A 24,678-nucleotide genomic window follows, 5' to 3' on the forward strand; every position below is an offset into this window, starting at 1 on the left:
CCCCTGTCGCCTTTACCTATGCTGACACTCCGTCTTTCAGTGTCATTTCTATATCCTTTACATTGATCGGTTTTGAAATGTAACCGTTCATACCTACATCTCTGCAGCTTTTTCTGTCGCTGGCAAAGGTATTGGCTGTCATGGCAAAAATAGGAATATCTCTGTCGCTCCTGTCACTTCTCCGGATAACCCTGGTTGCCTCCAGTCCGTCCATGACCGGCATCTGCATATCCATAAAGATCGCAAAATATTCTCCCGGTCTGGATTCATTATATCTGTTTACCCCAACCTCTCCATTTTCAGCCCAGTCCACAGTAAGACCGATGCTCTGCAGCAATTCTGTTGCGATCTCGGCATTCAGAGAATTATCTTCTACCAGAAGGACCTTCTTTCCGCTGAATTCAGATACGCCGTTTTCTTCATCCTTTCCTGGCGCAAGAACAGCCATCCTCTGCTCCTGTGTTGCATCAGGAAAAGGAATTTCAACGCTGAACATGGTTCCCTCATCCAGCTTGCTTTCTATCTGGAGCGTTCCCTGCATCAGATCAGTCAGTCCCTTAACCACTGACATGCCAAGTCCCGTTCCCTGTGTTTTGGAAATCCTGCTGTCCTCTGCTCTTGTATATTCCTCGCAAATATGCTGGATAAATTCTTCTGTCATGCCAATTCCATCATCCCGGCAGGTAAAGCGATAATGTCCTTCCGGCAGGCACTGCAATGCTACATCAATATGTCCGCCTGTTCCTGTATACTTGATGGCATTGGAAATAATATTGATCATGATCTGACTGTACCTGTTGGCATCCCCGATCACCACACAGTCTTCCCTGTCACAGGTAACTGTGATCTGCTGGTCCTTCTTTTCTGCCAGAGGTTTCAGTATTTCCACACTGTTTTTTACACATTCAGCAGGGTTAAACGGTTCCTTGACCAGTTCTATGTAACCATGCTCCAGTTGATTGACATCCAGGATGGAATTGATCAGCACAAGCAAATAGTTTCCTTCTGTCGTGATGCTGTCCAGTGCTCTTTCCAGTCTTGGAACATCATATTTGTACTTCTGTGCGATCTGTGTCATGCCAAGAACCACGTTAAGAGGGGTCCTGATATCATGACTCATCTTGGAGAAGAAATTCTGTTTGGATTCATTTGCTTCCTTGGCTTCTCCAAGAGCTACCGCCAGTTCATCCGAAATTTCTCTCTGCCTGTTTCTGCTCCTGGTCATCTGCAGATACAGAAGCAGAAGAAAGACCACAAGGATCAGTCCACCGGCGATCATCACCAGGGAAACCGGATGATCAAACAGATATTGCAGTGCCGTCGGCGTTGCTGTTTCCTCCAGATAGGACTGTACTACTTCCGTCCCCATCCGTTCTGCCACATTCTCCAGTGTCTTTTCCCAGATTCCATAAAAAAGATATGAGTCACTGGCATTTACTCCCATTCCGATACTGATCACCACACCTGGTACAATATCCACACGGAGCCTGTTCTGGAGATCATCTCTTGCCAGTTTCTGGGCTGTATAGGATGGCATCAGTGCACCGTCAGCCTCTCCGCTGATAATTGCTTCCACACACTGTGCATTATCATTCAGTTCAAGGATCTCCACCTCCGGCCAGACTGCAGAGAGTGTTTTCTTCAGGGAAATATTTCCATCAACTACCGCCAGCCTTCTGATCTTTTCAGAGGCACCTCGGTTACGGAGAACGGATACCGTGGTCGTCAGATAAGAACCTGTCTGCTTATACCTGGCACCATCGCTGCCTTCAAAAGCATCATCCATGTCAATCCAGATATCGGCGTTTCCTTCCTTAAGTACCTGCTCATATTCTTCTCTTGTAGAAACCGGCATGATCTCACAGGAAAGTCCGATCTCTGCTGCGGTTGCCCGGAAAAGATCTGCACTGATCCCGTACGCTTCTCCATCCTCATACCAGGAGTAGGGATTCGCATCAGGATTCATTACTCCCCGGACCACCACATTATTTTCCTTCATCTGTTTCAGAAGCGCCCGCTCTTCTCCTGTCAGCTCCGTACTTTTACTCTGTGACCCGTAGTACTTGTTGTACAGCTCTGTACGCCAGTTCGGTGTCTCAAGATTCATCTGATCAAAGGCCTCATCCAGTTCAGTGATCAGCGCCTGGTCTTCTTTTCTGGCAATAATATAATAAGGTGTCTGTCCGAAGTTCTCAATGATCTGCTCATCCTCCGGGACACCGATATAACTGTCTACCAGTGCATCCACCTCACCACTGATCAGTGCTGCTGACAGTTCTGTAGGGGTATCATAGTACTGGATATCACAGGAAAATCCTTTTTCTTTCACAAAGGCAAGAAATCTGTCATTATAAGTATGCCTCTCAAGAAGTCCGATACGGAGGCCGTCATAAGTAGAATAATCCCCTGCTATCACTTTGTTATTTCCTACCTTTATATTCATGCAGGTAGTTGCCGTTATCGCCGGATGCTTGGAATAAACAAACTCCTCTGCCCTTTCCTCTGTCCACTTTGCTGCAGTGTAAATATCAATTTCACCATTGCGCAGCATATCAATACATTCCGCAGCAGTTTTATCATACCCCGTATAGGAAAAAGTACATTGTAGATATTTAGAGAGTCCCTGCATCATCTCATATCCATAACCGGTTTTGTTTCCATTTTCATCCTGCATGTGGTAGCAGTCAAACGCATAAAATGCCACTGTATAATCCGGTGTTTCCACCCGGTCGATCGTTTTGGCATATACTGGTGTACAGACTATAGCAGACAGCATGATCCCAAGCATCAGCCAGGCCGCACTTTTCCTGATCTTATTTTTCATTTATTTTCTGTACTCCCGCTTCACTACATCCTTTTTCCGGTACTTCTTTACCTCATAAAGCTTTTCATCTGCCTGCGTCAGCATTTCCTGCAGGGACGTTACCTGTTCCGCCGGCAGGTTCACTGCACCTGCTGAAACAGTAATATTATAGACCTTACTGCTTCCCCTGTTGAAGGAATGGAAGTCACGGTAGATATCCTCGATCAGCTTCCTTCCATCGTCTTCTTCCTCTGTGATCATCAGACAGGCAAATTCATCTCCGCCGATCCTTCCTGCAATCCCTCTGTCTTTCATCCGTTCAGACAGAATGGCACTGATCAGCTTAATGGAAAAATCTCCCTCTTCATGTCCGTATCTGTCATTGATGATCTTCAGATTGTTCATATCCACATAGATTGCCAATACATGCTTTCCGCTTTCTCTGGCTTCCCTGATCAGCTTTTCTCCTTCAACCTCAAATCCCCGTCTATTCCAGATACCTGTCAGTCCGTCGGATTTGGAAAGATTGTCCAGTGCAATATTATTTTCTTTCAGCGCATGGAGGCTGTCCTCCAGCTCTGCTGTATTTTTTCATTGGCCTTCAGAAGCGTGATCATCTTTGCTGCGGAGCTCATCTGGTTGATCAGGAACTCTCCATTTAAGAATACCTGCTCTGTCAGATTACAAAATACCAGTCCGTAAATGATCTCATTTGAAAAAAGAGGTGCACACATAAATGTGGTCTCGCCTTCTGTTCCCTGCAGGCTTCTTCTGAACAGCGATGACAGCGGCGTTTTCTGTACGATTGCAGGGATTGTCTCTACCTTTCCATTTCGCAGGACCGCTTTCAGATAAAGTTCCTCCGGTGCTTTGAAATACTCACCGGAAAGATGCATCATCGGTTCTGCAAATGTATAGATACAGGCATTTTTTATGCCAAGCCATTCCAGATTGCTGATCATGGATGCATAACTCAGATCATTTCCCTTTTCAAAGGAAAGCGCATCCCGGATAAACATTTTCATGGCATAATTTTCTTTTTCTTTATTCTCTGACATTTTGCCAAGTTCAGTATCTGTCGTCTGCAATATCTTCCTGTATATGGTAAAATACAGCTTCTGCAGTTCATATCTGTCTTCTATCCCCGGCAGTTCCTTTTTCTGGATCCTGTAAACCTCTTCAAAGCAGGAAAGCAGAATACTGAGATCCGCATATGCGATGCCATCTGCGTCCAGGAACTGTGTCAGCGCCTCAAAGATCTCCGGCACCTCTGCCATCTGGAAGCTGTCATTTTTTACTACACAGAACAGCTTCTCTGCCAGTCCCCGGAATGCTTCCCATATCTGGATCATAGGCACATTTTCCATCTCATTTCTGTGCCGGTAAAAGCTGTCATTAAAATAGTCTTCTACTGTTTTTAATCCAAAAAACTCTGCATTCTTCTCTTCAAAGAACTGATTTCCTGCAGATTCTCTCCGTATAAAGCGTGCTGGCAGAATATGACTCTCTATCTTTTCTCCCGCTGCCATCGCTACTGCCATGCGAAGTGCCTCTTCCCCGAGTTCTGTACTGTCTGCCCGGACTGATGCAAGGGGCGGATTCATTTTGGCTGACTGGATCACATCATCAAAGCCAAACAACTTCACATCCCTGCCAATGATCTTCTTCCGCCGGTTAAGCTCATCATACATGCCAATCGCTGTATCATCATTGACGCAGAAAACTGCATCCAGCTCCGGGTTTTCATCGAGAAGCTGCTTTATGGCTCCAGCACAGTTTCTTGTGAAATTCCCCGTTACATAGGCCTTTTCCTCAAAAGGAAGCCCATGCTCCTCAAGTGCCTTCACATAAGCATCTCTTCGTTCCTGTGCATCCGTATTATCAAGGCTTCCCCCAAGCATCCCGATATGCTTACAGCCCATCTTCCCGATCAGATATTCCATTCCTTCCCGGATACCGCTGGCATTATCATACTGCACATAAGGATATCCCTCCAGTTGATAGGAAATGAGTACACAGGGGATTCCCTGAAACCGTCCGATCATTTCCTTTATTCTCTCTCTGGATGCAAAGCACCCGATAGACCCCGCTGCTACAATAACAGCATCCAGGTTCTCCGGTTTTGCAAAGGAAAATCCACTGCTATACTGATATTCATAAGCAAGATCCGGATTATCTGATACATCTCTGTCTATATATTTTCCCGGGATCACGATCAGATTAACATCCATTTCCCTGGCTATCTTCATAGCCCCTTTACAGGCCGGTCTGGTGAAATCATCCATGATGCCGCTTACCATCATTCCTATTGTAGGCCGCTTTCTTCCTGCCATTTTCCATCCTCTTTCTGCCATTCCAAAATCCCTTCCCCGTCAAATTCCGGAATAAAACTCTCTTTTGCCGTTTCCCCTTCCTGGATAAAAACATTTTCCATCCCAAGGGAAAGTATATACTCTATGACTGCCTCATACTCTCTTTTTGTCACCCTCCGGCAGAGTTCCCTGCAGTCTTCCCTTTCCTTCAGTCTCTCAAACGGTGTATACTGGTTCATCAGGCTTAAAATGACCCTGTCTCCGTAATTCTGATGTATATACGCTATAACCTCTCTGGCATTCCTCTTATGTCCCGGCAGGAGCAGATGCCTTACAATAACCCCCTTCTGCAGCATCCCCTTCTCATCAAATACCGGTTCTCCTGTCAGACTGAGCATTCTGGCAAGTGCCTTCTTCGCTATCTCCGGATAATCCGGCGCAAAAGAAAATTTCCGTGCCAGTTCCTCTTCCATATATTTAAAATCAACCAGAAAAATGTCCACTGTCCCCCGGAGGCTTTCGATCAGCTCTTCCTTTTCGTAGCCGCTGCAGTTATAAATCACTGGCAGCATAAGTCCTCTTTCCCTGGCCATTCTTACTGCAGGGATAACCGCCAGTGTAAAATGATCCGGTGTCACCAGATTGATATTTGCTGCTCCCTTACCCTGCAGGGCAAGGAAGATATCAGCAAGCTGTTCTATGCCCACCTCAAAGCCTTTTCTTCCCCTTGCCAGTTCAAAGTTCTGACAATAAATGCAGCGCAGGCTGCAGCCGGCAAAGAAAACAGCCCCGCTTCCCGCTTCTCCGGAAATGCAGGGCTCCTCCCACATATGCAGGGCAGCTCTTGCCACTACCGGCCGGCTCTGTGAAACACAATACCCTGTCTCTCCCTGCTGCCGTCTTGCACCGCATTCCCTGCTGCAAAGATTACAGGGATCATCTGTCAGTTTCTGCAGCTGCATAATACTCACTCCCTGCTTCCATAACGTACATCCCACTCGTCCCGCGGGATTGCCGTTATATTTCCAATATCATAATAGATCTCATAAAAATGGTTAATCCAGTACTCCTTATCATCCGTCAGATCTGAATCATGGGCAACACTGTAGACCGTCCTGAATTCTTCCCGGAACTGTGGAATCACCACAATACCATCCTCATTCTCTCCATGCTCTGCCTCGATCAGCGCTATTCTCTCATTCTCTTCTCTGTAAATTCTTGCAAGATCTACCAGATTTTCCACATAGGTAAAGAAAAGTATCATGCACAGCACACTGACAAGCCCACAGGTAAGGAGCTGTACCGCCAGCTCCTTTTGTTCCCTTGCCTCCACGATCCCCTGGATACAGGCGATCATCAGAAATACTCCCGCTCCGAAAAACGCCCGGTCTGCCGGTGTCGGGATCAAAGCAAGGACAAAGGATGTTGCCAGAAAGGCCAGTATGAACAGAACCGTATCGTTCGTCCTTATCCTGGCAAAGGTCTTCAGCTTCCCCTGAAGGGACAGCAGGACAAGAATCAGCACCGCCATGATCATAAGCACCAGAAAAAGCTCATGCATATTCACGATGACCTTATAGGTGCGCGACAAAAGGCCCACGATACCTGTGTATTCATCTCCCTCCGACATGGTCGCACTGCGCTTCCTGACTCCGGGCGCCATCACCATTCCAATGAGCCCGCAGCACATTCCCGCAATCCCGGAAACCATAAAGGGATATACTGTTTTTCTTTTTTCCTTCCGCCTGTCAGTCCAGAAATTCAGACTGTAGAGCAGTACAAGAAACAACCCTCCCCCGGAGGTATTTTCATTGCACCAGCCCGCCAGTACGCCAAGCAGGAACATACCGGCTCCCACAAGGACAGCATGCTTTCTGTCCGGCTGCTGAAGGAGCTTCCGGTATACTGTAATAAACAGCAGAATGATCACGCTGCCCCACAGATAGTTGCAGGCACCACAGATCCACAGCATAGTCTGTCCGAATTCAACAGAAAACAGCCAGAGGAACGAAAGAATCGTAAGCAGCACAAAGCTGTCATATTTTTTCCTTTTTTGGATATTAGCATAAATCAGAAATGCCAGCAGAAGAAACATCAGACTGTTGATCACATTAAATATCTGCTTATCCATGGAAAGAGACAGTCTTACATTGAACTGTCCGATAATCCTTCCACTATTGGATAAATACTCACCATACTGCTGCCTGACCAGATCCAGCAGGGAATGTGCCTTTCTGACATCGATCAGATAAGCATAATCATCTGACAGGTATGGTGTCAGCAGATTATACGTATATATTGTAACAAAGGCAATGCCTGCTATCAGATAAAAAATTAATTTCCTGTTTTTTTCAAAAAATCCTGTCAAAGCAATATCCTCTCTGTTGTCCTGATTTATCTTTTTCATTGTATCAGACCCCTCTCTCCAATGCAATCCTCCCTGCCTTATATTCCCGCCTATAAATTTTTAACTATATATTCTTTCATTTATCTCTTGAAAAAAGCAGATAAAAATTTTAATATGAGTATAGTATTGTTTAGGAGTACAAAAGCATGAGTCAATGGATTACAAACATATTTTACAGACAGCGGAAGGACTTCCAGAAGACCTATGCCGGTCGTGATCAACAGTTCCCGCCTTTACCGGGAATCATATGTCAGGCCGATATCCCCTATGCCGGAGATACTCTTCCTGCCCACCGCCTGGACATTTACTATCCTGAGAAAAGACAGGATGTACTTCTTCCCGTCATGATCAACATCCATGGCGGCGGTCTTTTGCTGGGCAGCAAGGAATTTAACAGACCCTTCTGTGAACGAATCGCCGGGAAGGGCTTTCTGGTATTCAGCATAGACTATCGCCTTGTACCGGACTGCACTGTCTTTGACCAGTTTCAGGATATATTTCTGGCCTTTGATTTTATAAAAGAAAACCTCGCACATTACCAGGGTGATCCGGATCAGGTTTATGCTTCCGGGGACAGCGGTGGAGCCTGCCTTCTCACCTACACTGCTGCCATGCAGAATTGTAAAAGGCTGGCAGAAGCTGCAGGGGTTACTCCCTCTGCATTAAAGCCGGTGGCGATCGGGCTGATCAGTGGCATGTTTTATACCACAAGAAAAGACAAGATCGGTCTGTTCCTTCCTACCTATTTATATGGAAAGCATTATAAAAAGGAAGCTTTTGCTCCTTATGTAAATCCAGAGCACGAAGATATCGTTTCCAGCCTGCCTCCCTGTTTTCTGACTACAAGCCATAATGATAACCTGAGAGACTATACAGTTTCCTTTGCCAGGGCACTGCGCCGGCACCATATACCCCATAAGCTTCTGAACCTTCCGGCAGACCGAAGGCTTACCCATGCTTTCAGCGTCTTTGATCCTTCCCTGCCGGAAAGCGAAGCACTGATCAATGACATGCTGCAGTTCCTGCAGGCCTGCCAGAAAGGAAGAACTTACAAATGAACTACGATGAAAACCTCTTTAAAGAGAAAGCCAACAAAAAGGCCAGACGTATCTGGCTCGTCTTTGCCCTCCTGCTTTCTGCCAATTACGGCTCAGATGCAGCGGGACACCTGTACCCCATGAACCAGTATGTGATCTTTCTGATCCTTTGCTGGGTTCCCTTCCTTGTTGGTGATATTATCCTGAAGATCAAGGGGAAGGCCTCCGATCTTTACCGGCTGGATCTCGTGATCGGCTATGGGATCTTCTATACCTTCGTTCTCTGTACGACGGCTTCTCCCATCGCCTTCACTTATATCCTTCCCGTAACCAGCCTGCTCGTGCTGTATAAGAATAAACGCTTTATGATTGGCTGTGGCATAGCCAATTCCATCAGCGTCATCCTGAGTGCTGTATACCGGGCAGCTGTCCTTGGCTGCACTTCCGCATCCGATATGAAGAATTATCAGCTGCAGGTATCCTGTATCCTTTTATGCTATATCTGCTACATTATGTCCATCCGTCATCTGAACGAATCTGATGGTGCACTGACAGACAGCATCAAAGCCGATCTGCAGCGTGTCATCACAACCGTAGAGAAGGTCAAAACCTCCAGTAATGCTGTTATGGATGGTATTACCGTTGTCAGGGAGCTGGCCGCCGAAAACAAGCACGGATCTGATGTAGTCATGCTAGGCATGAATGAGCTGACACAGAATAACAACATGTTAAAGGATCGCACAGAATCTTCAAAGAGCATGACCTCCGGCATCAGTACCCAGGTACAGCATGTCACCGATATGATAAAGGAAATGGTAGCACTTACGACAGAATCTGAAAAGCACGCACTTACCAGCTCCACAGATCTTGACGGACTCGTAAAAACTGCCGGAACCATGGCAGAGCTTTCTTCAAAGGTAGAACAGATCCTGCAGAGCTTTAAGGAAGAGTTTTCAACTGTGAAGCAGGAAACCGGAAAGATCGACAATATTTCCAGCCAGACAAACCTTCTTGCCCTGAATGCTTCCATTGAGGCTGCAAGAGCAGGAGAAGCAGGAAAAGGGTTCGCCGTTGTTGCAGACCAGATACGGACACTCAGTACGGAAACAAAGGATTCCTCTGCCCAGATCCGTGAAGCACTGATCCGTCTGGATGATATTTCCAGTAAAATGACGGATTCCATGGAGGAAACCATCAGACTGATCCAGCTGACCCTTGAAAAGGTAACGCTGACCGGCCAGAATGTAAGTATGATCACCAGGGATTCCACCCAGATCGGCGAGCATATAAAGACGATCGATTCCTCCATGAAGGAGGTTGAAAATTCAAATCTCCAGCTGGTAGACAATATGGAGCAGGTATCCTCCATTATGAAAACAATAACAGACAATATCCGCAGTTCCAGTGAGATCAGCGAGCAGATGCTCAGCAAATATGATGAAAGTGCAAGCAATATCAACCAGATTGAAGATGTTATCCAGGCTCTTATGTGCGAACTCGGTATTGGCGGCTTCATGGGAATTTCCGATGTTGAGCCTGGAATGAAGGTAAGTATCCAGGCTCTTATGGATGGAAAGCCCTGCGAATATCACGGAGAATTTGTAAAGCAGACAACGAATGGTATTCTTATCTCCCTGGAGAAGAAGCCCGCTATCTCCAAGCCTGTTTCCTGCAGGCTGCAGATCACTGTTGGCAATATCATTTACTGCTGGGAAGATGCACAGCTCCAAAAGGACAACGCTTCCGCTGATTATCAGGCCAGCTTAGGTTCAAGACCCCAGATCCTGAACCGCCGGAAATACCCAAGAATTGACATTTCCAATTATTGTATTGTAACCATTAAAGAAACCGGCCTGCAGTATCATGCCAGACTGAATAATATCAGTGCAAATGGCTTTGCCTTCCTTTCCAAGGAACCGGTCTTTGCAGAAGGCAAGGGTACTGATATCTCTGTCACGATCGAGAATTTCGCCCTTCCCTCACATTCCACACTGGAGGGGCACATTATCCGCTGCTCCAATAATAATGGAGTTTACATCGTAGGCTGTCAGATGCCGGAGGATAACTCATATATTAAGGACTTCGTTGAAGCACAGCTCAAAAAAGGAACGCAGGCATTTAAATAATGCCTGCGTCTTCTGTTCTGTTTTCTTTATTCCTCTGTTTTCCAGCTCAATCTGTGTAATTCCCCAGTAAGCTGCATACTTGCAAACCGCTGCTGCCGCAGTGCTTCATAGAGAACGATCGCCACAGAGTTGGACAGATTTAAGGAGCGGATCGCCGGCTCCATCGGTATACGGATACAGGTTTCCTCATGCGCTACAAGGATCTCCTCTGGAATCCCTGCGCTCTCTTTTCCAAACATGATATAATCATCCGGGGCAAAGGACACATCCGAATAAACATGCTTTGCCTTGGTCGTTGCCATCCAGATCCTGGCTCCCGGATGCAGACTCTGAAACTCTTCAAAGTTCATATAACGGGTCACATTCAGATGCTCCCAGTAATCCATACCGGCACGTTTGATTTCCTTCTCTGTCAGCCGGAAGCCAAGCGGCTCGATCAAATGCAGATCTGTTCCCGTAGCAACACAGGTTCTTCCTATGTTTCCCGTATTTGCCGGGATCTCCGGCTGATGTAAAATGATGTGCATTATAATTCTTCCTCTCCATTCTCTGCGACCGGCAGAGAAAAAATGAATTCAGAGCCAACCCCCTCCGTGCTGATCACATTAATATGCTCACCGTGGGCACTGATGATCTCCTTTACGATAGAAAGCCCAAGTCCGGTTCCCTTCTTATCTTTGCCCCTTGACAGATCTGACTTGTAGAAACGGTCAAAGATCATTTTCAGATCATCCTTGGGGATCCCGATACCACTGTCCTTTACCGAAACAAAGATCTTGTTCTTCCTTTCTGTGGTCTCTATTTTAATGACTGAATCCTGATGGCTGAATTTGATCGCATTGTCCAGCAGATTATATAACACCTGCTGGATCTTATCAACATCCCCATTGACAAACAGCTGATCTCCTGTCAGTGTCAGTTCAATCGCTATGGTCTTCTGCTTACAGGTTCCTTCAAAGGATGCTGCCGTATTCCGGATCACCTGATTGATATCAAACAGACTCCGGTTCAGCATCATACCCTTTGTATTCAGGTTATTCAGTGTCAGGAGACTTCCCGTCAGCTTGGTCAGTCTTTCTGTCTCATTCAGGACGATCCTCAGGTACTTCTCATGAAGCTCTGCCGGGATCGTTCCATCCAGCATGGCCTCCAGATAGCCCTTGATAGAAGTCAGGGGTGACCGGAAATCGTGGGAAACATTTGCCACAAACTTTTTCTGGTTGTCCTCGCTTCTGGCGATCTCACTGGCCATATAGTTCAGTGAAGCTGCCAGATAACCCATCTCATCTTCACTGTCAACCTGAAACTCATAGTGCATGTTTCCTGCCGCATACTGTTCGGTTGCTTCCGTGATCTTGCGAAGCGGCAGATATACCATTTCTGTAAAGAAGATCAGGATGATCAATGATAAAAGGAACAGAATCACCAGCATCAGATAGGAAATGTTCAAAAGGCTGTTACAGGATGCTGCGATATTCTGCATGGGATAATGGATCACCACATAGCCCCTTACCTTGTAGGCCGAAGTAATCGGTGCAAATACGCTGAGCTGTTCCTCTGTAAAGCTGTCAAAAAAGTTCCCTACTGTATAGTAGCTGGAGCCTGTCACCGTCGGATCAAACCCAGTGATCACTGTCTCGTTTTCCACATCTACCGGTGTACGTGAATCCAGAACCATACGTCCTGATGGATTGATGATCCAAAGCCTTGCTCCCAGATACGTATCCAGAGCATCGATCTGCTTTTTCACTGTGTCCAGGGATGTGGTATTGTTGTACAGATCAGAGGCATAGGTATTGGCGATCAGCGTTGCTTCTTTATACAGGGCATCTGCCTTCTCCCGCTTCAGATGCTCCATCGTCATATTATTTACAAAAGTCGCTACGACCATAAATCCGAAAAAGCCAAAGATCAGATAGGCCAGCAGAAATTTTAAATACAGCGTCTTTCGCATTATCTTACCTCAAATTTATAGCCGATGCCCCAGATCGTTGCAATCCTCCAGTGTGCATGGTCATTGATTTTTTCTCTCAGTCTCTTGATATGGACATCCACCGTTCTGGTATCTCCGATATATTCATATCCCCAGATCTGATCCAGAAGCTGCTCTCTGGTAAACACATGATTGGGAGAGGACGCAAGGAAGTACAAAAGCTCCAGCTCCTTGGGCGGCATTTCCACCGTTTTTCCCATATAAAGGACAGAATAATTGGTCTGGTTGATCACGAGATCCGGGTATTCCACACATTTTACATCCGGCTCTGCAGGCGCAGCCACCACCGGCTTGTAACGCCGAAGGACTGCCTTTACCCTTGCTACCAGTTCCTTGGAATCAAAGGGCTTTTCCATATAGTCGTCTGCACCAAGCTCAAGGCCCAGTACCTTGTCAAAGATCTCTCCCTTGGCAGAGAGCATGATAATGGGTACCGAAGACTTGGCACGGATCTCCCGGCATACCTGATATCCGTCAATTCCCGGCAGCATCAGATCCAGAAGGATCAGATTCGGCCCAAAGGAATCCGCCAGCATCAGTGCTGTTTCTCCATCCGGTGCGATCATGGTGTCAAAGCACTCCTTTGTCAGATATAATGAAATCAGCTCTGCTATATTACTGTCATCATCAACGATGAGAATTTTCTGTTTTCCTGCCATAGCATCCTCCCTGTTTAATCCTTAAATGTAACAATTGTGACACCTGCGTCACCTTCTCCGTATTCTCCCAGCCGGTAGCTCTTCACATATTTGACTCTCTTTAAATGGTTTTGTACGGCATTCCGGAGAGCACCGGTTCCCTTGCCATGCACTACCCTTACAGAGGGCAGATGTGCCAGATAGGCATCATCCAGATATTTGTCAAGCTCCGGCAGTGCCTCATCCACGGTTTTTCCAAGGAGATTGATCTCGCCGGAAACACTTAAGGACTTGGACATCTTGATACCGCTTGTACCAGTACGGGTGCGCTGCAGCACCGGCTTCTTTTCTTCTGCTTCTTTTTCCTTTGCATACACAAGATCGTTAATATTGACCTGGGAGCGGATCACTCCGCACTGTACAAATACATTTCCTTTATGATCGGGTAGCGATGTAACCGTTCCTGTCATTCCCATGGACAGGATCTTTACCGTATCTCCCTTTTTGATCTTGTCAGCCGTCAGCCTGCCGGATTTTTCCTTTGGCTGGCTCTTTATGACAAGCTTGTCGTTTTTCTCATTGATCTTTCCTCGGATCTTTTCCCTGGATTTTTCAAGATCCTTTAAGGATGCACCCGGTCCTGCCTTCTGGAATACCCGGATTGTTTCATCTGCCACGTCCTTGGCATTCTGCAGAATATCCCTTGCCTCTTCGTTAGCCTCCCTGAGGATCCTGTCTCTGGCACTGTCGATCTTTTCATTCTTTTCCTGCAGACGCTTCTTCAGTGTCCCGATCTCCTCCTTGTAGGAAGCGATCTCAAGACGTTCCCTCTCTATAGTCACCCTGCTCTGCTCCAGATCTGCCAGCAGATCCTCAAAGCTTCTGTCATCACTGCTGAGCTGCTTTCCTGCTTCTTCAATGATCTCGTCGGAAAGCCCCAGCTTTCTGGAAATGGCAAAGGCATTACTCTTACCGGGAATACCGATCAGCAGCCGGTAGGTCGGTGAAAGTGTCTCCACGTTGAACTCACAGCAGGCATTTTCCACCTCCGGCGTGGTCAGGGCATAGACCTTCAGTTCGCTGTAATGGGTCGTTGCCATAGTTCTGATCTTCCGATTATGAAGTCTTTCCAGAATAGCGATCGCAAGAGCAGCACCCTCTGTCGGATCTGTTCCTGCGCAGAGCTCATCGAACAGACACAGGGAATCCTGATCGGCATGCTTCAGAATGGATACGATCCTTGTCATATGGGAGGAAAAGGTACTGAGACTCTGCTCAATACTCTGTTCATCCCCGATATCCGCAAACACATCCTGAAAAACCGAAAGCTCCGAACGATCCAGTGCCGGGATATGCAGTCCTGCCTGTCCCATCAGCGTAAACAGTCCAACGGTCTTCAGAGATACCGTTTTTCCGCCTGTATTTGGTCCTGTAATGATCAGCTGGTCAAAGTCCCTGCCAAGATAAATATCGATGGGGACAACCTTTTTCGGGTGAAGCAGGGGATGTCTGCCCTTCCTGATATGAATGGCATGCTCCCTGTTAAACACCGGTCTTGTGGCATTCTGCTCCAATGCCAGTGCCGCCTTGGCAAAGGTAAAGTCAAGGAACGTCATGATCTTCTGATTCTCAAAGATCTCTTCTGTGTGCTCTGCAACCTGGCTGCTTAAGTCTGCCAGGATCACTTCGATCTCTTCTTTTTCTGCTGCAGCCAGCTCCTTCAGCTTATTGTTCAGCTCTACCACTGCTGTAGGCTCAATAAAGAAGGTGGAACCCGTAGAGGACTGGTCATGCACCATACCAGGCACCTGACTCTTGTATTCCGCCTTTACGGGAATACAGTATCTGTTATCCCTCATGGTGATCACTGCATCCTGCAGATAACTGCGGCAGGAGCCATTTACCATAGACAGCAGATGGCTGTGGATCCGTTCTCCTGTCACAGCAATGTTTCTCCGGATATGCTTGAGATTTACGCTGGCATCATCCGCAATCTCTTCCTCTGACAGAATACATCTGCCGATCTCTGCCGAAAGCTGTGTCAGCGGCTCCAGTCTTTCAAAATGTCCGGCAAGGGAGCTTGCCTGATAATCCCCACTCTCTTCTCCGTCCCGCTCTGTATTTTCTCTCTGCTTTCTTCCATAGGCCTTGATCCTGTTTACGTTTTCCAGCTGTCCTGCTACCTTCAGAAGCTCTGAGGCTGACAGCGTACTTCCTATCTCCAGTGATCTGAGTGCCATGGTCAGGTCCTTATTGCCTCCAAAGGAGGTGGATCCCTTCTGAAAAAGCATGGTAAGGGCATCTGCCGTCTGTGTCTGCGCTTCTTCAATCTGCGCGGTCTCTGTCATCGGCTCCAGCTCTGCACACAGCCTTCTTCCGGGATCGGAGGTGGCCTTTTCTGTAAGTCTTGCCCTGACCTTTGTATATTCTAATGTTTCCAGTACTTTCCTGTTTACCATATGCTTCTGTCTCCCGCTGCCCTGTTTACAACGATTTCAGTATAGCATATTTTACTGAAAAAATCCCCAAAAAAGAATGCTGCAATCCGGTTTTCCCCGCAGAAACATCTTTTTCTGAAAACGCATCTGTTATTTTCTTCTCTTATATTCTCCTACCGTCATACCGGTATATTTCTTAAACTGCCTGCAGAAATAAGATGCATACTGATATCCTACTTTTTCTGCCAGCACATTGACATTGTCAATCCCCTGATCAATCAGTACCCTGGCCTGTTCCATTCGCACTTCTGTCAGATAATCCACGAAATTCTTATGCAGCTCCTGTCTGAAAAGATGGCTCAGATAGCTGGTACTGAGTTTTGTATGTTCTGCGATATCCTCCAGGGATATATTTTCTATATAATGCTCTCCTATATATTGAACTGCTCTCTGCAGATGCAGGCTGCCGCTCGCTGCATTGCCCTGTTCCCCTGCTTTGTCAGCTCCCTGTTCCTGCAGCTGGAGCTGCCTTGGAAGTCTTTCCTCAATATCTGCGATCAGGAATCCTGCCTTCATTTCCGGAGCCATGTCAAATATTGTCTGACAGATCTGGCTCATCATCTCTTCCACATCCCAAGACAGCTTCCGGTATCCCTCTTCATCCATGGCTGATGAGGTATAGATCAGTATGGGCAGCACATTTCCTTCTGCCGGACAAATGGTAAAATCACAGAAAAGAGATAGCTTTCCTGCTGCTTCCTGTGATAATCTTTTTATTTTTCCTGCATCAGAAAGGCACTGGCTGCCTTCTTTGGCAAAGCATAAAGAAAGAATAAAACCACTGATAAATTCTCCCCTTTTCCCTCTGCCCGCATCCTGCTTTCTCTCTGCCTCAATCTTTGAAAGGACCTCATCCATCTGTTCCTTTAATTCACTTTTCCTGACAGGCTTTAACAGATAAGCATCCACATGAAGGTGCAGCGCATCCTTTGCATAGGTAAACTTACCATACGCTGTTTTGACGATCACATGTCCCTCATATCCCCGTTCCCTGAGAATGGTAAGTGCCTGCAATCCGTTCAGACCCGGCATCTCTATATCCAGGATCAGCAGCTCCGGATTTTCCTTTGTCACTGTTTCTACTACCTGGGTGCCATCCTGTGCATCCGGCAGGAGTACTGCTTCCGGATAATTCCGCTCCAGGAAAAAGTGCATTGCCTTAAGCTCCAGTTCCTCATCATCAGCAATCAATACCCGATACATAAGCTCTCCTCATACGGGATCCTTATTCTGATCTCCGTTCCCTCTTCCGGTGTGGAAATAATTTCCATCGCAAACCCGTCTTTAAAAAATGCCTTCATTCTGTCGATCACATTTTTTAGACCGATACTGTCAGAATGGATCCCCGTCTGGTCTGTCCCCTCTATATAACTTTGGATCAGTCTCCGCTTTTCTTCTTCCATACCGCTTCCGTTATCCCGGATAGTTATATCTATCTTCCCATCTTTTCTGTGGATCCGTATGAGTATTTCCCCACCCCGGATCGCCAGTCCATGGACGATAGCATTCTCTATAACAGGCTGAAGTGTAAGGGCTGGAATCCTTCCTTCTGCCGCTGTTTCATCATACTGCAGGTCAAACCGGATCCTTTTGCCAAAACGGATCTGCTGGATATAGATATAATCCCTGCAGTTTTTCACCTCATCTGCTACCGTAGCCACATGATGAATATCCTTCAGATTATACCGGAAGTAATCCGATACCGCTTCGATCATCTGCTCTGTGGAAGGTGCTTCCTCCAGATATGCCATCTGTGCAATACTGTTCAGTGTATTAAACATAAAGTGAGGGTTTATCCTCGCCTGAAGTGCCTTGATCTCGCTTTCCTGCAGCAGCTTTTCCATTTTCACCTTCTCCAGCCTCTGCTGCTCCAGCAGAAGCTGAAGCTTCATATTCAGTTCCATCTGTCCCATCTGATCCTCAATACGGGAAAGCATCTCCTCGAACAGCTCTGTCAGCTGTCCCACCTCATCCCTGTTTTGCTTCTGATAACCTTCTCTTTCTGAGCGGTAGGTTGCCGCCTTATAGGACAGTGCCGATATGGGACTGATCACATCTCTGGAAAACCAGAGGACCATTCCGAGGATTCCAAGAGAAAATACAATAACTGCCAAAATGCAGATCCCCGAAATCACCTTCATTTCCCTGTTCAGCTCATTCTGGGCTTCATTGGAATACTGTTCCATAGCCGGATATACATAATCATAATATTTCTCAATCAGCTGCACAGTATAAGCTGCCTCATCATATGCCTGCAGCCTTTCCTCTCTTGTACCGTGCACAGTGGCTGCAATCTCCGGTTCGATCTGTTCATACAGGCTGTCTGCCATATGGCAGAGATCATCTATTTCTCTGATATAGCTGTCTTCAAAAATAACATGCCTTAAAGAGGCACTGTCGGACCGTAGTCTCTCAAGTGCCTCTTTTGCTGCTTCTCTGTCATCCTCCTTCTGCGAAACAGAATAATATTTATATGCCGACAATACCTCACTGACCGTTGTTTTCAGTTCATAGACCCGGTTACTCTTATCAATCAGGTCACCCAGCCTGTCTTTGGTATAATACTGCATACCAAGCAATATCACCTCTGTTGCAAAAAAGATTGCCATAACTACAAACATACAGAATGAAAATTTTTCTTTAAGAGAAAGTTTTTTCATAATTCATCCTATACAACCATTCTGGTCGCAAGCTCCATTACCTTTTCCTGACTTGCATCTTCCTGCTGCAATTCTCCTGATACCTTGCCTCCCGAAAGAACAATGATCCTGTCTGACATTGAAATCAATTCCGGCAGCTCAGAAGATATCATGATAATTGCAATACCCTGTCTTGCCAGTTCCACCATGATCTTATAAATCTCATACTTAGTTCCCACATCGATTCCCCTCGTAGGTTCATCCATGATCAGGACTCTCGGTTTGGTCATAAGCCATTTGCTGAGAACTGCCTTCTGCTGATTTCCACCGGACAGTGTTTCCATATGGACTGTCATATCAGCTGCCTTGATCTTCAGTTCATCAAAATATTTTCTGGCAGACAGCTGCTCTTTTTTGTGATTAATGATACCATATCTGCAGATTGCTTTCAACGAAGCCAGTGTGATGTTCTCTTCTATGGACATTCCACCTACAAATCCGTCCAGCTTACGGTCTTCTGTTACAAGTGCAAGTCCTTCCCGGATCGCATCCTCCGGTTTTCTGATCTGTACCTCTCTGCCATCGATCATTACTGCTCCTGATTGTTTCCCGATAATACCAAAAACTGCATTCACCAGCTCACTTCTGCCGGCTCCTACCAGACCGCCGATTCCAAGAATTTCTCCCTTCCTGACAGTGAAACTGACGTCTTCCACAATTTTCTTTTTGGCATTCTGCGGATGTGGAACCGAGAAATCTCTGGCCTCCATGACAACTTCTCCCACAGGAACTTTGCATTTTGGATACAGATTGTCCATTTTTCTTCCCACCATTTCTGCAATGATCCTGCTCTGGTCAAATTCCTCTCTGTTATGATTGTTGATCACTTTTCCATCCCGCATGACAACGATCCTGTCTGAATAAGCGAATACCTCGTCCAGCTTATGGGAAATAAGCACACAGGTATATCCCTGCTTCTTTAAATTCAGCATGATCTGAAAAAGTGTTGCTGATTCTGTTTCTGTCAGGGATGCCGTCGGCTCGTCCAGGATCAGGATCCTTGGCTTATGGGAAAGTGCTCTTGCGATCGAAACAAGCTGCTGTTTGCTGGCATTCAGATTTCTTAAAATTTCTGTCGGCTCCACATCAAGCTGAAGCTGACCCAGATACTCTGTTGCCGCCTGATATAGCTTATTCCACTTGATCACGTTTCCAAACTGCTTCCAGCCTCCAAGGAAAATATTCTCCGCCACACTCAGGTCAAGATGCATATTCAGCTCTTGATAAATCATGGCAATCCCTGCTTCCTCAGACTGTCTGGTGTTGTGAAACTGCATCGTTTTTCCTTCTACCAGAATGTTGCCTGCATAGCTGTCGCAGGAATAGGAACCACTTAGGATTTTCATCAGTGTGCTTTTCCCGGCACCGTTCTCTCCTACAATAGAAAGGATCTCCCCTTCATATGCCTGAAGAGAAACATCATCCAGCGCCTTCACACCCGGAAAGGTCTTGGTAATATGCTGCATTTCCAATACCATTTTAGCCATACCCTCACCCTCCTTCTGCTATTTCGATGCAATTTTCTTTAGCCGGAATGTATCCATGCCGACTGCTGCTACCATAATGATCCCAATGGTGATCTTCTGCCAGTATACAGAAACATGGAGCAGTACCATGGCATTTGAAATAGTTTCCATCAGTGCGCAGCCAAGAATCGTGCCAAGCACTGATCCATAACCACCATACATACTTGTTCCACCGATAATAACAGCGGCAACAGCTGTCATTTCCCAGCCATCTCCTGCATTAGGCTGCGCAGAGCTTAATCTTGCTGCCATGATGATCCCAACAAAGCCAGCCAGCAGGGAAACCAGTACATGTGCAGAAAAGAGAACTCTTTTTACATTAATACCGGATACCCTGGAAGCCTCTCTGTTTCCACCAACTGCCATGAGACTTCTTCCATATGATGTCTTTTTGATCACGAAATGAGCGATCAGTACAATAGCAGCTGCAATAAAAACAGAATATGGGATTCCTGCCAGAGTTCCCTGTCCAAGTACCTTGAATTCATCCGGCAGCGGATAATACGGTTCTCCCTTCGTCAGTACATTCACGATTCCCCTTGCCACATACATGGTTCCCAAGGTGGCAATCAGTGCCGGGATCCTGCAATTGACGATCAATACCGCATTTACTATGCCAACCACAGCTGATGCCAGAAGTCCCATAAGAATGGAGAACCAGACAGGAAGGCTGTTTACGAGGCACAATCCGCAGATTGCGCCCCCAAGCCCCATAACAGAGCCAATCGACATATCCAGGCTGGCCCCCAGCAGTACATAAGTAACTCCAACACTGACGATCAACAGAAAAGAAACGGATCTTGCCAGATCGATCAGATTGGATCCAGCAAAAAACACCGGGTTGATCATACCAGTTACGATACATAATATTGCCAGCGGAACGATCTTGATCAGACCGTTCATGCTTATCTTCTTTTTCATAAGCACACCACCTTATCTGATTACTGGGCATCTTTGTAAGTATCTACATTTTCAGCCGTCACAAAAGTAACACCGGAATCAATAACTGTCTCTGTCAGGTCTTCTCCATTCTTGATCCTGGTCAGGAGTTCTACTGCCTTTCTTCCCATAAAATCAGGCTTCTGCACAATGGTTCCCTTTACTACACCTGTACGGATAAAGTCAAGGCATTCATCTGTATCATCCCATCCAATCACGGTAATTGTTCCAGAAAGCCCCTGCTCCTCCAGTACCTTTCCTGCTGCCACTGCGCCGGTTCCTTCACTGCCGAAGATTGCTGTCATCTCCGGATAAGCCTTCAACATATCCTGCGCCTTCTGGGTTCCTGTCAGCATATCAGAATTGCAGGCTTCTGTTGTCAGGATCTCCATATCCGGCTCATCCTTAATTGCATCCTCAAAGCCCTTGATTCGGTCGTTGTCTGTTTCCTGTCCAATGGTGCCTCTGATGATTCCAATCTTTGCCTTACCACCGGTTGCTTCGATCATTGCCTTACCAGCCTCATAGCCCGCATCATAGTTAGAGGTTCCAACATAAGCTGCCCGCTTGCTTTCCGGTGCATCAGTATCTACCAGTACAACGGGAATTCCCGCATCTACTGCACGGTCAATGGCCGGTCCGATCGCTGCCGGGGAAAGTGCCATTGTAATGATACCATCCACCTTGGATGCGATTGCTGTATCAATATATTTCACCATGGCATCCACATCAACCTTGGTATCTCCAAGCACTGCCACATCCACGCCCTGCTCCTTGGCACCTGCCTGAATTCCTTCCTCTACATCTATCCAATACTCATGACTGACAAGAGGTGAAACAAAGGTATACTGATAGGTATTTTCTCCATTTGCCGTTTCTTCTGCACCGGTATCTGCTTCTGCTGATCCCTCTGCAGCTGTTTGATCCTGTGTCTCTGCTGCCTCCTGTGTATTTGTGTTTGTATTTCCGCATCCCATCAGGGAGATTGCTGTTACAGCCGCCAAAATAAATGCAATTATCTTTTTCTTCATAGTCTTTTTCCTCTTTTCTATATTGTTGAAATATGAATATATCTGGGTTCCGGCTTCTCCGGTTCCTGATCCCCAAGATATACGCCCTGCTTCTTCAGCTGATCCTGCAGCTTTTTCACAGAAAGCTTTCTGAAAGGAACGTCCTCTTTGATGCTCAGTGCCGCCGCTGCTCCTGCAGCTTCCCCAGTTCCATAGCAGGTGGCCATAACAGCAATTCCATCATGGGCAATGCAGCGTCCCGCTGCAATAATATTTTCTACTTCCAGTGGAAGTAATGCCCTGTAAGGAATGCTGTAAGCGTGTCCGGGAATCAGCCAGTACAGTTCACAGCCTCCTCCATTCGGATTATGGATATCCACACCATAGGCATTCATGGAAATCGCATCATCGAATATAGTATAATTCAGGATATCATCTCTGGTCACTTTATACTCTGCCACGATTCTTCTGGATACCATCATACCCATCATATTGGCAACCTTGGTCAGTCTTGCATGCTCTGTCCCTTTATAATTATGATGAAGCCAGTCAAGAACCTCCAGTATCTGCTTTCTGCATGCAATTTCACCCTTTGTGATATCCTCTGCAGAGCAGGGATTGATACCTGTCACTCTGGTCATTTCTGCCCGGAATTCATCTTCCTTCATCAGCGGGAACAGATTGACTGCTCCATAGGCAAGGGACTTATCTACCTTCCAGGTTACTGTATCCGGCGCAAGACCATCCATACAGAACATGGTAGATACCGGACTCTTTACTTCTTCTCCATCCTTTTCTCCTACGCCTGTTTCAAATGGCGCTCCTGTGTAGGCAATGACATCTCCATCTCCGGTACAGTCGATCACACGTTTTGCATATACTGCCTGTCTGCCGGATTTGTTTTCAATGATGACACCTCGGATCGTCTTTCCTTCCATGATAGCTGCCGTGATGTAGGTATGGAATAATACCTTTATGCCATATTTTTCTACCAGTCTGTCAGCTGCGATCTTATACATTTCCGGATCAAACGGGCAGATCGCCGTATCCGGCTCATGGCGGTTGACCGAAAAGTATGGTCTTTCTTCTGCCAGGTGTGGTGGCTTGATACAGCCTCCCATCTCCTCCAGAAGATTTGTAAATTCCTCAAACACTCCCTTGATCACCTGTCTGCCTCCGGTATAGGCTGACATGGACATAAAGGATGTGACAAGTCCTACGGTTCCCTGTCCGCCAAGGCAGTTAAACCTTTCGATCAACAGAACCTCTGCGCCATTTTTGGCAGCGCTGACTGCCGCTGCGATCCCTGAAGGTCCACCGCCACATACCAGCACATCCACATCATAGCTGACAGGCAGTTTTTTTTCAGGTTCCACATAAATTTTCTGACTCTGCATGAATAACCCTCCCTTATCGTTTTGAACTGTTTCTTTGTAAGATAATTGTAGGATTTTATCCGTTTCACAGATATAAGAGGATTTTTTGTTCCTTATAGTTTTTTTCTTTTTCGCATTATACTTTTTTGTGATTGTTATACTCTTTTGCCCTTATCCCTGGAAACAGTATCTGCTGTATCTTTATTTTGTGGTTGCATAATAAATGTATTTATGATACACTCACTTCATTCCCACCCGTTTCCGGGATTCTGGGAAGATCATGTTGATTCTTTTATTTTTATCTTTTGGCATTTCGCCGGATGTTTTCTAAACTGGTCTGCATGATGTAACTATTCACTTTTGTTTTTGATGTTGTCCTGACATCCGGAAACTCACATCTTTATTCAAAGGAGGTCTATCTATGACCACAAATCTACTGAAGTCTTATTTTCCTATGATCCAAAGCCGGGAGGAAATCCTTGCCAGGATCTATTCTAACCCAGAGCTACAGCAGCTTTTTGAAAGCTGGACTGTCCTGCAGCAGAAAGAATTCCTCGATTTCTGCTCCGGTGCCAAGGGCATCAAGGTTCTGTATGACTCCTTCTTCAAAGAAGTCATGAACCCTGAATATGACCCTGCCAGGCTGGAATCCTTCCTGACCACCCTGCTAAACCGTAAGGTCAGGATCAAAGAGGTACTTCCCAATGATTCCACCAGGCTTTCTGACGAAAACTCCCTGCTGATCACAGACATTATCGTTGAACTGGAGGATGGCACCCTTGCCAACATTGAAGTCCAGAAGATCGGTTATGCTTTCCCCGGGGCAAGGTGTGCCTGCTATTCCTCGGACATGCTCCTACGTCAGTATAAACGGGCAAGGCAGCGCTCCATAGATCCAGTTACCGGCAAGGACACCTTCTCCTACCGCTGCATCAGCAAGGTCTATCTTATCGTTCTGTATGAAAATAGTCCGTCTGAATTAAAGCAGTGCCCTGACCACTGGATCCACCGTTCCAAAACTATTTTTGACACCGGACTTTCCATGGATCTTTTACAGGATTATATCTTTATCAGTCTTGACATTTTCCGTTTAAAAATGCACAATAAAAAGGTAACCACACTGTTGGAAGCATGGATGACTTTTTTCTCTACGGATGACCCGGAAGAGATCATCAAGCTTATCACAGACTTCCCACAGTTTAAACCGATGTATGAGACACTATACCAAATGTGTCGGAATGTGGAGAATGTTATGGGTTTCTTTTCTGAGGAATTACGGGAAATGGACAGGAATACTGTCAGATATATGATCGA

General features: G+C 46.3%; 18 protein-coding genes. 3 read left to right on the plus strand and 15 right to left on the minus strand.

Going from position 1 to position 24,678, the window contains the following annotated elements:
- Window positions 1-16: 16 nt before the first annotated feature.
- The 5 genes from OCV77_RS14185 to OCV77_RS14205 are packed head-to-tail and all read right to left on the minus strand — an operon-like array spanning window position 17 to window position 7,522.
- A complete protein-coding gene (locus OCV77_RS14185) occupies window positions 17-2,824 on the minus strand; it encodes an ATP-binding protein (RefSeq protein WP_262575649.1) in 2,808 nt (935 codons plus the stop codon).
- A complete protein-coding gene (locus tag OCV77_RS14190) occupies window positions 2,825-3,379 on the minus strand; it encodes a GGDEF domain-containing protein (RefSeq protein ID WP_317246643.1) in 555 nt (184 codons plus the stop codon).
- Window positions 3,355-5,157: a LacI family DNA-binding transcriptional regulator gene (locus tag OCV77_RS14195; RefSeq protein ID WP_262575650.1), complete on the minus strand. Its 1,803-nt coding sequence runs from the start codon at window positions 5,155-5,157 to the stop codon at window positions 3,355-3,357. Before OCV77_RS14195 ends, OCV77_RS14190 begins: the two co-directional genes overlap by 25 nt.
- The gene (locus OCV77_RS14200) at window positions 5,109-6,077 is read right to left on the minus strand and encodes a radical SAM protein (RefSeq protein ID WP_262575651.1); all 969 of its coding nucleotides are present in this window, start codon (window positions 6,075-6,077) and stop codon (window positions 5,109-5,111) included. The genes OCV77_RS14195 and OCV77_RS14200 overlap by 49 nt, the downstream gene beginning before the upstream one ends.
- Window positions 6,078-6,082: 5 nt before the next feature.
- On the minus strand, window positions 6,083-7,522 hold the full coding sequence (locus OCV77_RS14205; protein ID WP_262575652.1) for a DUF3329 domain-containing protein: 1,440 nt from the start codon (window positions 7,520-7,522) through the stop codon (window positions 6,083-6,085).
- Window positions 7,523-7,668: 146 nt separating this feature from the next.
- Here OCV77_RS14205 and OCV77_RS14210 point away from each other — a divergent pair, with 146 nt between their 5' ends.
- Both OCV77_RS14210 and OCV77_RS14215 read left to right on the plus strand, forming a co-directional pair.
- Window positions 7,669-8,580 (plus strand): alpha/beta hydrolase, encoded by a 912-nt coding sequence (locus tag OCV77_RS14210; protein ID WP_262575654.1) that lies wholly within the window; start codon window positions 7,669-7,671, stop codon window positions 8,578-8,580.
- Window positions 8,577-10,685 (plus strand): methyl-accepting chemotaxis protein, encoded by a 2,109-nt coding sequence (locus OCV77_RS14215; protein ID WP_262575655.1) that lies wholly within the window; start codon window positions 8,577-8,579, stop codon window positions 10,683-10,685. Before OCV77_RS14210 ends, OCV77_RS14215 begins: the two co-directional genes overlap by 4 nt.
- Before the next feature lie 26 nt (window positions 10,686-10,711).
- On the opposite strand, the gene OCV77_RS14220 is transcribed toward OCV77_RS14215, so the two are convergent.
- The 10 genes from OCV77_RS14220 to OCV77_RS14265 all read right to left on the minus strand — a co-directional run bounded on the left by OCV77_RS14220 (window position 10,712) and on the right by OCV77_RS14265 (window position 23,385).
- The gene (locus OCV77_RS14220; protein ID WP_262575656.1) at window positions 10,712-11,212 is read right to left on the minus strand and encodes a tRNA (cytidine(34)-2'-O)-methyltransferase; all 501 of its coding nucleotides are present in this window, start codon (window positions 11,210-11,212) and stop codon (window positions 10,712-10,714) included.
- Window positions 11,212-12,639 carry a sensor histidine kinase gene (locus OCV77_RS14225; protein WP_262575657.1) on the minus strand — a complete coding sequence of 476 codons (1,428 nt, stop codon included), beginning with the start codon at window positions 12,637-12,639 and terminating at the stop codon, window positions 11,212-11,214. Before OCV77_RS14225 ends, OCV77_RS14220 begins: the two co-directional genes overlap by 1 nt.
- On the minus strand, window positions 12,639-13,337 hold the full coding sequence (locus tag OCV77_RS14230) for a response regulator transcription factor (RefSeq protein WP_118797241.1): 699 nt from the start codon (window positions 13,335-13,337) through the stop codon (window positions 12,639-12,641). Before OCV77_RS14230 ends, OCV77_RS14225 begins: the two co-directional genes overlap by 1 nt.
- A gap of 14 nt (window positions 13,338-13,351) precedes the next feature.
- Complete coding sequence (locus OCV77_RS14235) at window positions 13,352-15,775, minus strand: endonuclease MutS2 (RefSeq protein WP_262575658.1); 2,424 nt, start codon at window positions 15,773-15,775, stop codon at window positions 13,352-13,354.
- A gap of 129 nt (window positions 15,776-15,904) precedes the next feature.
- Window positions 15,905-17,017 carry a response regulator transcription factor gene (locus tag OCV77_RS14240; RefSeq protein ID WP_262575659.1) on the minus strand — a complete coding sequence of 371 codons (1,113 nt, stop codon included), beginning with the start codon at window positions 17,015-17,017 and terminating at the stop codon, window positions 15,905-15,907.
- Window positions 17,002-18,474 (minus strand): histidine kinase, encoded by a 1,473-nt coding sequence (locus OCV77_RS14245; RefSeq protein ID WP_262575660.1) that lies wholly within the window; start codon window positions 18,472-18,474, stop codon window positions 17,002-17,004. The genes OCV77_RS14240 and OCV77_RS14245 overlap by 16 nt, the downstream gene beginning before the upstream one ends.
- A gap of 8 nt (window positions 18,475-18,482) precedes the next feature.
- Window positions 18,483-20,000 carry a sugar ABC transporter ATP-binding protein gene (locus tag OCV77_RS14250; protein WP_118693652.1) on the minus strand — a complete coding sequence of 506 codons (1,518 nt, stop codon included), beginning with the start codon at window positions 19,998-20,000 and terminating at the stop codon, window positions 18,483-18,485.
- 18 nt (window positions 20,001-20,018) lie between these two features.
- Window positions 20,019-20,960, minus strand: coding sequence for an ABC transporter permease (locus tag OCV77_RS14255; protein ID WP_118797236.1), 942 nt, complete (start codon window positions 20,958-20,960; stop codon window positions 20,019-20,021).
- 20 nt (window positions 20,961-20,980) lie between these two features.
- Window positions 20,981-22,009 carry a sugar-binding protein gene (locus OCV77_RS14260; protein WP_262575661.1) on the minus strand — a complete coding sequence of 343 codons (1,029 nt, stop codon included), beginning with the start codon at window positions 22,007-22,009 and terminating at the stop codon, window positions 20,981-20,983.
- 17 nt (window positions 22,010-22,026) lie between these two features.
- Window positions 22,027-23,385, minus strand: coding sequence for an FAD-dependent oxidoreductase (locus OCV77_RS14265; RefSeq protein WP_118693655.1), 1,359 nt, complete (start codon window positions 23,383-23,385; stop codon window positions 22,027-22,029).
- Window positions 23,386-23,785: 400 nt separating this feature from the next.
- Between OCV77_RS14265 and OCV77_RS14270 the strand changes: the two genes are divergently transcribed.
- The coding region (locus tag OCV77_RS14270) for an Rpn family recombination-promoting nuclease/putative transposase (RefSeq protein ID WP_262575662.1) at window positions 23,786-24,678 on the plus strand (893 nt) is incomplete at its 3' end.

Origin of the sequence: Suilimivivens aceti, from assembly GCF_025567405.1 — a bacterium.
GTDB lineage: Bacteria > Bacillota > Clostridia > Lachnospirales > Lachnospiraceae > Suilimivivens > Suilimivivens aceti.